The following is a 10,835-nucleotide window of genomic DNA, read 5'->3' on the forward strand; positions in this document are numbered from 1 at the left end:
CAGGTCTTTCAGCCAAGGCGGCCTGCCTCAGCGGCCAGCGCTCGCGGCCTGCCGGCGCTCGGCGAAGAAGGTCTTGGTCACCTGGAACACCACCGGACTCAGCAGCAACAGCGCGATCAGGTTCGGGATCGCCATCATCGCGTTCATGGTGTCGGCCAGCAGCCAGACGAAGTCGAGCTGGGTGATCGCGCCGATCGGTACCGCCAGCACCCAGACGACTCGGAACGGGATGATCGCGTGCACGCCGAACAGGTACTCGACGCAGCGCTCGCCATAGACGCTCCAGCCGAGGATGGTCGTGAACGCGAACAGCGCGAGCCCGATCGAGACCACATAGGCGCCGGTGCCGGGCAGCTCCTCGCCGAACGAGATCGCCGAGAGGGCCGCCCCGGTGATGCCGCGATTGTGCTCGACCGTGCTGCCGTCCTCGGCCTCGAGGGTGCAGACAGTGCTCGGCTTGCGGATCATCCAGGAGCTGTCGACCCGCTCCTCGACCACGCCGCCCTGCTCGACGCAGGCGGTGAAGTCCGGGTTGTCCGCCTTCCACTGCCCGGAGACGACGATCACCAGGCCGGTGATGGTGCAGATGATGAGGGTATCGAGGAAGGTGCCGAGCATCGCCACCGTGCCCTGCCGCACCGGGCTATCGGTCTCGGCGGCGGCATGGGCGATCGGGGCGCTGCCGAGGCCGGCCTCGTTCGAGAAGATGCCGCGCGCGACCCCCATCTGCAATGCGAGCATCACTGAGGCGCCGGCGAATCCGCCGACCCCAGCGGACGGGGTGAAGGCGTAATCGACGATGGTGACGATCGCGCCCGGGACCTCGCCGGCGTTGAGCAGCAGCACGATCAGCCCCGAGACCAGATAGGCGAGCGCCATCAAGGGCACGAGCTTGCCGGCGACCTGCGCGATCCAGCGGATGCCGCCGATCAGCACCAGCCCGACTAGCAATGCCAATGCCAGCCCGGTCCAGAGCTCGGGCACGCCGAACTTGGTCTCCAGGGCATGGGCGACCGAATTGGCCTGAACGGTGTTGCCGATCCCGAAGCCGGCGACGGCGCCGAAGATTGCGAACAGGGTTGCCAGCCATAGCCATTTGCGGCCGAGCCCGTTGCGGATGTAGTACATCGGGCCGCCGACGTGGTTGTTGTTCTCGTCGACCTCGCGGTAGCGCACCGCGAGCACGGCCTCAGAGTACTTGGTCGCCATGCCGACCAGCGCGGTGATCCACATCCAGAACAGCGCCCCGGGTCCGCCGATCGCCAGCGCGGTGCCGACACCGGCGATGTTGCCGGTGCCGATGGTCGCCGAGAGCGAGGTCATCAGCGCGTTGAACGGGGTGATGTCGCCGCTGCCCTGCTCCTTGCGCCCGCGCCAGAGCATCTGGAAGCCAAAGCCGAGCCGATGCAGTGGCATCGCCTTCAGGCCGATCGATAAATAGAGACCGGTACCCAAGATCAAGATCAGCATGGGCGGCCCCCAGACCCACCCGTTGATCGAGCCAATGACCTGCGAAACCTGTTCCATCGGTGCCCCCGTTCTTCTGGTTGAGCCTAAGAAACGGCAAAGCGCCGTACTATACACGGGCCACAGCAGGCCGCTCACCCCTCACACCGGGTGCTCGGGTGCTGTCGGCTTCAGCCCGGCCGACAAACCGCCCGCGACAAACCGCCAGGCGTTGCGCTGAGACGACCTCTCGCCCTCCGCCGGCGTGCGTCGCTGGCCTGCGTCGCCGGCGTGCGTCCCGATCGGGTTCAAGCGCATCATTGTCCGAGGAGGTCAAGCCTTTCGACGCGGGCGACGGCGGCGCGGCGGGTATGCTCGCGAGGCAGGCTTCGACGAGACTCGGCTTGGACCACGCCCGTTCGGGCGTATATTCGGGCGGATAGCTCACGACTTACGACTTGTAGAGGTCACAACATGGCAGCACCGGACCTGACGCCGATCCAACCGCTGATCGAGGAGCTCAACCAGCATCCGATCTACTCGGAGCTCAAGGACATCGATGACCTACGGGTCTTCATGAGCCACCACGCCTTTTCGGTCTGGGACTTCATGTCATTGATCAAGTATCTGCAGGCGACCCTCGCGCCGACAGAGGTCCCTTGGGTGCCGCGCGGCGATGCCGCTGTCCGTTACTTCATCAACCAGCTGACCCTCGAAGAGGAATCGGACAGCATCGACAATGACGCCGCAGGCGTGCGCTACAGCAGCCATTTCGAGTTCTACTGCCGCGCCATGCACGAGATCGGCGCGGATGGTGACAACCCGAAACGCTTCATCGCCCTGGTCGAAGAGCAGGGGCTCGACGCCGCCCTCTACTCGGACCTGGTGCCGCTGCCGTCCCGCTACTTCACCGAGACGACCTTTTGCTTCATCCGCGAGGACAAGCCGCATGCGGTCGCGGCGGCACTGGCGGTCGGCCGCGAACGGGTGATCCCGCAGATGTTCCGTTCCCTGCTCGACAAGATGGGCATCACTGCGCAGGACGCACCGGCCTTCCATCACTATCTCAACCGTCATATCCATCTCGACGAGGATTTCCATGGACCGCTGTCGATGTCGATGCTCGATCAGCTCTGCGGCGACGACCCTGAGCGGCTCGAGGAGGCCACTATCGCCGCCGAGGAGGCAATCTGCGCCCGGATTCGGTTTTGGGATGGTGTGCTCGAGGCCGTGCGCACCAGGCGCGGTGAAAGCGGCTGATATAGCCATCCAACCTGATGCGAGCACTGACCCCTTTGATTCTGGCAGCAGCGATGCAGGAAAACCAAAAGGGTCTGTACGGATTCAGTGCGGTTGACTCTATCGGGCGGGCAGATTGGGAACGGCCGCGTGAGCGAGCCCGACGAGGGTATCCTGACCCAGGGTATCGATTCCGCTCAAAGCCCTATCGCCGATAAGGTAGAATCCGGGGACTGCGAGGCCATCTAGGGAAGACAAACCTACTTCCCATGCAGTAATCAAAGATCGTGAGGACAACAGATGGCTGTCGCAGTCGCACTCGATAATGAAGGCTTCTTGGTCAATCGTGATGACTGGAGCGAGGAGCTCGCGGTCGAGCTCGCCCAGCAGGACGAGTTCGAGATGAATGAGCAGGTGATGCAGCTCATTCGAGAGGCCCGCAGCATGTACGACAACGACGGCGTCGTGCCGCCGATTCGTATCTTCGCCAAGAAGCAGGGCGTCTCGACCAAGGAACTCTATAACATCTTCAAGAAGGGCCCCATGAAGCTCATCTGCAAATGGGGTGGTTTGCCGAAGCCCACAGGCTGCGTCTGATGGGCAAATCAACGAGGTGAGAAGTAGACGATGGCAGGCAAACTCTCATTCACGGGAGATCCACTCTGGAAGCGAGCCAATGATCCGGGCTACCGGATCGGCTGGCGCAGCAAGGCCAAGTTTGAGAAGGGGCATCTCGACGGTGAGATGACCTATGGCGAGGCCGAGAAGAAGGCCGAGGAGCTCGCGGCTCAGGATCGCTCGAAGACCTACTATCCCGAGCTGATCATCACTGAGCAGTGAGGACTTCCGGGTGGTCCAAGCGCCACCCCAACTGCGGCCAGGGACGGTCGTTTCGCGCAAGCCGCGGAGTCTTCAACGAGTGTGAGGTGGCCGGGTAGGAGCCCGCTTGCGGGCGATCTAGCGTTCAAGGTGGTCGAGCACGAGCCCGCTTGCGGGCGATCTTGGCAGCCGCGAGCGCGGCCTAGTCGCCCGCAAGCGGGCTCCTACCTCAGGGCTATTGCGGGAAGCGGCGATCGGTCTCGGGGTTCGGCGCTCTGGCACACTAGTGCGTCAAAGGCAATGGCTCACGGCCAGCCGCCTCCTCGGGCTCGACCTGTCTCCCATCTGCGCCGAAGCAGAGCCCGTCCTTGAGTGCGATCAGATCGCCCTCCCCCAACGGCTCCCAAAGCTCATCGGTGAGCGGGACACTGGCCACCAAGGCCACATCCTGCCGAATCGAGGTCAGGTTGACGCCCGCATCATGCAGCTCCGGCGCCGTTCGCCAACAGTAGCGCTGCAGCAGGTAGAGACCCGGCGCCCGCAGATGGCCATCCGGTTGGGTCCGCCGATCGGCATGGACGAAGAGCGCGTCGCTGTCGGAGTAGATGAAGTTTGCGGGGCCCAACGCCCTCAGCTCCTGCGCGTAATCGGCGATCACGGCGAGCCGCGTAGCCAGATCAGGGATCGCACCCGCGGCCTCATCCCAGATCGGCGCCAATGCGGTCATCAGACCGCAGAAGCCGAGCTCCGAGTCCGAATCGCCGACGGGCATGAAGCGCGCCGGACCGCTCCGGCGCTGATCGGCGAGCGTCGGGATATCGCCGTTATGGGCGAACACATGCATGGTACCGCCGAGCTCGCGCGCGAACGGCTGGGTGTTGCGCAGCGCCAGCGCACCGAAGGTGGCGAGCCGGATGTGACAAAGGCCAAGCTTGGTGCGTAATCCCTGCCGCTCCATGAACTGCATCAGCGGGCTCTCGCTGGCCGGGCGCGGCTCGCGCAACAGCAGACAGTCGCCTCCCTCATAGAACGCAAGGCCCCAGCCGTCGCGATGCGGTCCTTCGGCGCCCCCATGCCGCGCGAGCCGTTCGAGCGAAAACCCGAGCGTCGCCGGCACCCGACTCGACATCGCAAACAGCTCGCACATCGTAATCCGAACCCCAGACTTGGGCAGCCGGCCCGTCCTTCGATTAAGAATCCACCCTGCGCTCCAACCTGCCGATTCTGTGCCATCCTGCCGTGCAGGGCAAACGCTTGCCGCTGGCTGTTCCCGCTCCGGGCGCGCGGTTGCTCATGATCGGTATATGATCGCGGGATCGCTCAGCTGGCTGTCATTGGAGCCAACGCTCTTTCGTGGACCCCGAATCCTTCGTCCAATCCTCGGTGCTGCTGCTGGTCGCCGCCGCGGCGGCGGTCGCGCTGTTTCGTCAGATCGGCCTCGGCTCGATCCTCGGCCTGCTCGTCGCCGGGGTGCTGATCGGCCCCTACACCCCGGGGCCCTCGGTCACCGGCCATGTCGAGGACCTGCGCCACTTCACCGAGCTCGGCGTGGTGCTGCTGCTGTTCGTGATCGGGCTCGAGTTACATCCGAGCCGCCTCTGGGAGATGCGCCGGGCCTTGTTCGGGCTTGGGATGCTGCAGATCCTGCTGTCTGGTCTCGTGCTGGCGCTCTATTTCCGACTCTTCGTCGCCGGCTGGCCAGTGGCGCTGCTGATCGGCTTCAGTCTGGCGTTGTCGTCGACGGCGCTGGTGATGCAGATGCTCTACGAGCAAGGCGAGATCGCCACCCCGCATGGCCAGAACGCCTTCGCGGTGCTGCTGATGCAAGACATCGCGGTGGTGCCGATGCTGGCCTTGCTGCCGCTGGCGGCCGGGACCGGATCGGCGATCGCCGGCTCAGTGCTCTGGGAGCAGCTCGGACTGATCGCGCTGATGCTCGCCGGCGTCATCATCGCCGGCCGCTATCTGGTGCCGCTGGCGCTGGATCTGCTGGCGCGTCAGGCCAACCGCGAGGCCTTCTTCCTGGTCACGCTCGCGGCGGTCTTCGTCGCCGCCTGGGGGATGAACAAGGCCGGGATGTCGATGGCGCTGGGCGCCTTCCTGATGGGCATGATGCTCTCGAGCTCACGCTACAGCGTCCAGATCCACGCCAGCATCGAGCCCCACAAGGGGCTGCTGATGAGCCTGTTCTTCGTCGCCGTTGGGATGTCGCTCGACCTCAGCGTACTGATCGAGCAGCCGCTCATCTTCGCGCTGCACCTGCTGGCGCTGATGACGATCAAGGTCGTCTTGATCTATCTGCTGTGCCGACAATTCGGCACCACCCATAGCGGCGCGGTCCAGGTCGCCTTCCTGCTCGGCCAGGCCGGCGAGTTCGGCTTCATCCTGTTCGGGGCCGCGAAGATGCTCGGCATCATCGATGGGGCCATCTTCACCCTCGCGGTCGCGCTGATCTCTGGCAGCATGTTGCTGACCCCATTGATGGTCCGGATAGGCGCCTGGCTCGCGGCCCGGATACCGGACGAGGATGCCGACATCCACGAGCGTTTCCGCTATCAGTCCGAGGGCGAGCAGCCGCCGCAGGTGGTGGTCGCAGGTTATGGCCGTGTCGGCCACACCATCGGCGCGGTGCTCACCAGCCATGGCATCCCGTTCATCGCCTTCGAGCAGGACCCGACGCTGGTCGCCCGCTGGCAGGCCGAGGGACAGCCGGTCTACTACGGCGACATCCGCAATCCTGCCTTGTTGGCCGCGGCCAAGGTCGAGCAGGCCAAGGTGGTCGTACTGACCATCGCCGAGACCCGCGCCAGCATCGAGGCCACCTCGTTGGTGCGCCATCATGCGCCCAAGGTCACCATCGTCGCCCGCGCCCGCGATCTGACCGCCTGCGATGCGCTGTTCCGGGCCGGGGCCAGCCGCGCCTTCCCGGAGGCGGTCGAGGCCAGTCTGCGGCTGGCTGCCGAGACGCTCGATGGCCTCGGCCTCGCCGACGAGACCGCCGAGCAGATGGTGCAGCAGGCACGCGGCGGCGACTACGCCATGGTGCGCTCCGAGGTCGGCGAACAGCCGGCGATCTCAGAGCAGCAGGACGCGGTCAATTGATCAAGTGATTTGAATCTCGGGCAGGCTGATCCCGCAGGCGCGGCACCCGACGGTGCACTTTGCCGAGCAATCGATCACAGACCGAGCCTTGCTGCACCACTTGCTCTAAGGGGCCCTATCAAAGCGGCCGCTTGACCCGTGCAACCCCCTGATCTCTTTGGCTACAGGAGGCGTTCTGTTAGGGCGTCTAACCAGCATAGCGGCGCGCTACCCGGAAAAGGCTTGCGACCGTTGCTGCAGGGTAACCCAATGACTCAATCCGAACCAAAGGCATGCAGCGGCGCTGTCTCTCTGAAGCGCGCCTTCTGCTCTGGCGTCGCTTCGGTCTGATAGGCCGCCTTCCAGTCAGGATACGGCATCCCGTAGATGCGCTCCCTGGCCTCGTCATAGCTCAGCTCGACACCGCGCTCCTCGGCCGCCGCCCGATACCACTTCGAGAGGCAGTTCCGGCAGAACCCGGCGAGGTTCATCAGATCGATGTTCTGCACATCGGTGCGCTGCTGTAAGTGGGCGACAAGCTGGCGGAAGGCCGCCGCTTCGATCTCGATTCGGGTTTGCTCGTCCATCATCACTCCGCGTTTGTCAGACAAATTCGTTTCCGGGGACAAACCTTATCGTTCCGCCGGGACCAATCCAGACGGAGGAGCCGCCTATTTCCAGTATCTGGCGGCTTCTTGGTGTCCGGATCACATCAGTCGAGACAATAGATGAGGCTACAGAACACTTGGCCCAATCGTCATCGGCCCAGGACCTAATTGGTGCTCACTCGCGGCCGGAATGCACAAGGCCCAGTCACGGATCGCAAGTAGCATCCGGCAAGACTAATGCAGGGTAGCGGAAATCCCGAGACCGACTGTCGCTGCCGCCAATGGTCGTGGGGTAGGAGCCCGCTTGCGGGCGATCTTCGCCGCCGCGAGCGCGGCCTGCTCGCCCGCAAGCGGGCTCCTACAGCGCTGAGAGCCAGATGGAAGGAAAAGGGTCTCGGCATTTCTGACGCGATGCACTCGGGCGTCACCGTTGGACCGCAGTTGCTGTGAGGTTGCGCGAGTCAAGCGGCTGTTTCGATAGGGCGGCTAAGGCAATCCGGGCCTTGCGCGCAGACGCAGGTCCGGCCCGACGGCGCGCACATCGATGATTTCGAGCGGAAACCGATCCTTCATCAACTCGATACCGTCGAGCTCGAACAGCCCGCGCGCGGCGCTGCCCATCAGATGCGGTGCTAGATAGAGCACCAGCTCATCGACCAGGCCCTGCTGCACTGCGGCGCCGGCAAGGGTGGGGCCGGCCTCGATCAGGACCTCGTTGATCTCGCGCTCGGCGAGGTAACGCAGCAGCGCCTCGAGCTCGACGCGCCCCGAGGCATCGGCGGGGCCGACCCAGACCTCGGCCCCGGCTGAAGTCGCCGCGGCGATCCGTCGCGGATCGGTCTCCGAGGTCGCAATCAGCGTCGCGCCCGGGAGCTGGAGCAGGGTCGCATCGAGCGGCGTGCGCAGCTGGCTGTCGAGGATCACCCGCAGGGGCTGACGCACCGGCTCGTCCGGTGCGAGCGCCGGGATCAGCGTCGGCGAGAGGCGCACGTTCAATGAGGGATCATCGGCGAGCACCGTGCCAACGCCGGTGACGATGGCCGAGGCGCCGGCGCGCAGCCATTGGACATCGGTGCGCGCCGCCTCGGAGGTGATCCAACGGCTCTCGCCGCTCGCCATCGCGGTGCGCCCGTCGAGACTGGCGGCCGACTTGACACGAACGAACGGCAATCCGAGCCGCATCCGTTTGTCGAAGCCCGGGTTCAATGCCCGGCACGGGGCTTCCAGGACGCCCGTGATGACGTCGACGCCGGCCGCCCGCATGCGCTCGAGCCCGCGCCCATGGACGATCGGGTTCGGGTCCTCCATACCGACCACGACCCGACCGACCCCGGCCTCGAGCAATGCATCGGTGCAGGGCGGCGTGCGCCCATGGTGGCAACAGGGTTCGAGGGTCACATAGGCTGTTGCACCGCGCGCCGCCTTGCCCGCGGCATCGATCGCGAGCCGCTCGGCATGCGGCTCACCGGCGCGCCGATGCCAGCCCTCGCCGATGATCCGATCGCCCTGGGCGAGCACGCAGCCGACGCGCGGGTTCGGGTCGGTGGTGTAGCGGCCGCGCTCGGCAAGCTGAACCGCTCGCGCCATCATCCCGAGCGCGACCTCCCCTAACACCCCTGCGGTCACGAGTCTTGATCGAGCTGGTCGAGCAGATCGAGCTGGGCGCGCCGCACCTCCGGCGCCGGATGACGTTCCAAGCGCTCGATCTCCTCGCGAAAGGCGGCGACGTCCTCGAACTTCCGATAGACCGACGCAAAGCGCACATAGGCGACCTGATCGAGGCCGCGCAGCTCCTCCATCACCAGCTCACCGATCTCGCGTGAGCTGATCTCGCTGTCGGCGGCACCGAGCAGCTTGCGGTTGATGCGCGCGATCGCGGCCTCGACGTCCTCGGTACTGATCGGGCGCTTCTCGGCGGCACGCATCAGCCCGCTGCGCAGTTTGCGGCCGTCGAACGGCACCCGGGTCCCGTCGCGCTTGATCACCCGCGGCAGATTGAGTTCGGCCGCCTCGTAGGTGGTGAAGCGCTCGCCGCAGACCGCGCACTTGCGCCGCCGGCGCACCTGATCGCCGTCGCCGGAGAGTCGTGAATCCATCACCTTGGTGTCCTGGGCTCCGCAGTACGGGCAGCGCATCCAGCCAGCCCGCGCATCAAAGGCCGCGGAGGGCAGCCGCTTCCATCAGCGGGGGTAAACGGGGAAGCGCTTGCACAGATCGAGCACCTTGGCCTTGGTCTCGGCGATCACCGCCTCGTCGCCGCGCCCGTCGATCACATCGCACATCCAGCCGGCGAGCGCGCGCGCCTCGTCGAGGCCGAATCCGCGGGTGGTCATCGCCGGGGTGCCGATGCGGATGCCGCTGGTCACGAACGGCGACTGCGGATCATTCGGGACGGCGTTCTTGTTGACGGTGATATTCGCACTGCCGAGCCAGGCATCGACATCCTTGCCGGTCAGGCCCTGCTCGATGAAGCTGACCAGGAATAGATGGTCATCGGTACCCTTGGAAACGACGTCATAGCCGCGCCCCAGGAAGGTCTCGGCCATCGCCTGGGCGTTGAGCACGACCTGCTTTTGGTAGTCCTTGAACGCCGGCTCCAGGGCCTCCTTGAAGGCAACTGCCTTGGCGGCGATCACGTGCATCAGCGGCCCGCCCTGGGTGCCTGGGAAGACCAGCGAGTTGAACTTCTTCTCGAGGTCCGGATTCGACTTGGCCAGGATCAGCCCGCCGCGCGGCCCGCGCAGGGTCTTGTGCGTCGTCGTCGTGGTGACATCGGCGATCTGCACCGGGCTCGGATAGACCCCAGCGGCAACCAGGCCGGCGATGTGGGCCATGTCGACGAGCAGATAGGCACCGACCTCGTCGGCGATGGCGCGGAAGCGCTGCCAGTCGATGACCCTCGAATAGGCCGAGAAGCCGGCGATGATCATCTTCGGCTTGTGCTCGCGCGCCAGGGATTCGACCTGCGCGTAGTCGATCTCGCCGGTCTCGGGGTCGAGTCCGTACTGGACGGCGTTGTAGATCTTCCCCGAGAAGTTCGGCTTGGCGCCGTGGGTCAGGTGGCCGCCGTGCGCGAGGCTCATGCCGAGCACGGTATCGCCGGGCTGGCACAGGGCCATGAACACGGCCGCGTTGGCCTGCGAGCCCGAGTGCGGCTGCACGTTGGCATAGTCGGCGCCGAACAGGGTCTTGGCGCGCTCGATCGCGAGCCGCTCGGCGACGTCGACGTACTCGCAGCCGCCGTAATAGCGCTTGGCCGGATAGCCTTCGGCGTACTTGTTGGTCATCACCGAGCCCTGCGCCTCCATCACGCGCGGGCTGGCATAATTCTCGGACGCGATCAGCTCGACGTGCTCTTCCTGGCGGCGCTCCTCGTCGCGGATGGCCTGGGCGAGCTCGTCATCGTAGCCGGTGATCTGCATGCTGGCGTCGAACATTGGAACACCCTCGGAAAACTCAAAACGATCGAGTATAGCGCGTTACCGCCCTCGAACGCGAATGCTGCCGGATTGCCGCAGCAATTCCCGCCATCCTCGGAGATGGCAGCTGACAAGACACGGAGACCGGCATTGAAGATCTCTGGACGCATGGACGCCTCGCTGCAGAGCAACGCTTTGATGAAGCTGGCTTGTTCTCCCCTCA

10 protein-coding genes are annotated in these 10,835 nt (G+C 65.3%); 4 read left to right on the forward strand and 6 right to left on the reverse strand.

The window, feature by feature from the left end; all coding sequences use genetic code 11:
- Positions 1 to 27: 27 nt before the first annotated feature.
- Positions 28 to 1,527 carry an alanine/glycine:cation symporter family protein gene (locus CKO40_RS13170; protein ID WP_200346683.1) on the reverse strand — a complete coding sequence of 500 codons (1,500 nt, stop codon included), beginning with the start codon at positions 1,525 to 1,527 and terminating at the stop codon, positions 28 to 30.
- 393 nt (positions 1,528 to 1,920) lie between these two features.
- Between CKO40_RS13170 and CKO40_RS13175 the strand changes: the two genes are divergently transcribed.
- From CKO40_RS13175 to CKO40_RS13185, 3 genes are all read left to right on the forward strand, one after another.
- Positions 1,921 to 2,706 carry a DUF3050 domain-containing protein gene (locus tag CKO40_RS13175; protein WP_200346684.1) on the forward strand — a complete coding sequence of 262 codons (786 nt, stop codon included), beginning with the start codon at positions 1,921 to 1,923 and terminating at the stop codon, positions 2,704 to 2,706.
- A gap of 279 nt (positions 2,707 to 2,985) precedes the next feature.
- Complete coding sequence (locus CKO40_RS13180; RefSeq protein ID WP_200346685.1) at positions 2,986 to 3,282, forward strand: TusE/DsrC/DsvC family sulfur relay protein; 297 nt, start codon at positions 2,986 to 2,988, stop codon at positions 3,280 to 3,282.
- Between the two features lie 30 nt (positions 3,283 to 3,312).
- Complete coding sequence (locus CKO40_RS13185) at positions 3,313 to 3,525, forward strand: hypothetical protein (RefSeq protein ID WP_200346686.1); 213 nt, start codon at positions 3,313 to 3,315, stop codon at positions 3,523 to 3,525.
- 262 nt (positions 3,526 to 3,787) lie between these two features.
- Here the strand turns inward: CKO40_RS13185 and CKO40_RS13190 are convergent, their stop codons facing one another.
- Positions 3,788 to 4,651, reverse strand: a complete 864-nt coding sequence (locus tag CKO40_RS13190; protein WP_200346687.1) for a class II glutamine amidotransferase — start codon at positions 4,649 to 4,651, stop codon at positions 3,788 to 3,790.
- Between the two features lie 206 nt (positions 4,652 to 4,857).
- On the opposite strand from CKO40_RS13190, the gene CKO40_RS13195 reads away from it, so the two are divergent.
- A complete protein-coding gene (locus CKO40_RS13195; protein WP_200346688.1) occupies positions 4,858 to 6,606 on the forward strand; it encodes a cation:proton antiporter domain-containing protein in 1,749 nt (582 codons plus the stop codon).
- A 254-nt stretch (positions 6,607 to 6,860) separates the two neighbouring features.
- Here the strand turns inward: CKO40_RS13195 and CKO40_RS13200 are convergent, their stop codons facing one another.
- The 4 genes from CKO40_RS13200 to glyA all read right to left on the reverse strand — a co-directional run bounded on the left by CKO40_RS13200 (position 6,861) and on the right by glyA (position 10,630).
- Complete coding sequence (locus CKO40_RS13200; protein ID WP_200346689.1) at positions 6,861 to 7,172, reverse strand: DUF1244 domain-containing protein; 312 nt, start codon at positions 7,170 to 7,172, stop codon at positions 6,861 to 6,863.
- 507 nt (positions 7,173 to 7,679) lie between these two features.
- On the reverse strand, positions 7,680 to 8,780 hold the full coding sequence (gene ribD / locus CKO40_RS13205; RefSeq protein WP_200346696.1) for a bifunctional diaminohydroxyphosphoribosylaminopyrimidine deaminase/5-amino-6-(5-phosphoribosylamino)uracil reductase RibD: 1,101 nt from the start codon (positions 8,778 to 8,780) through the stop codon (positions 7,680 to 7,682).
- Positions 8,781 to 8,815: 35 nt separating this feature from the next.
- A complete protein-coding gene (gene nrdR, locus CKO40_RS13210) occupies positions 8,816 to 9,328 on the reverse strand; it encodes a transcriptional regulator NrdR (protein ID WP_200346690.1) in 513 nt (170 codons plus the stop codon).
- A gap of 45 nt (positions 9,329 to 9,373) precedes the next feature.
- Positions 9,374 to 10,630 carry a serine hydroxymethyltransferase gene (gene glyA, locus CKO40_RS13215; RefSeq protein ID WP_200346691.1) on the reverse strand — a complete coding sequence of 419 codons (1,257 nt, stop codon included), beginning with the start codon at positions 10,628 to 10,630 and terminating at the stop codon, positions 9,374 to 9,376.
- Positions 10,631 to 10,835: the final 205 nt, after the last annotated feature.

It is taken from the genome of Halochromatium glycolicum (genome assembly GCF_016584085.1).
GTDB classification, from domain to species: Bacteria; Pseudomonadota; Gammaproteobacteria; order Chromatiales; family Chromatiaceae; genus Lamprobacter; species Lamprobacter glycolicus.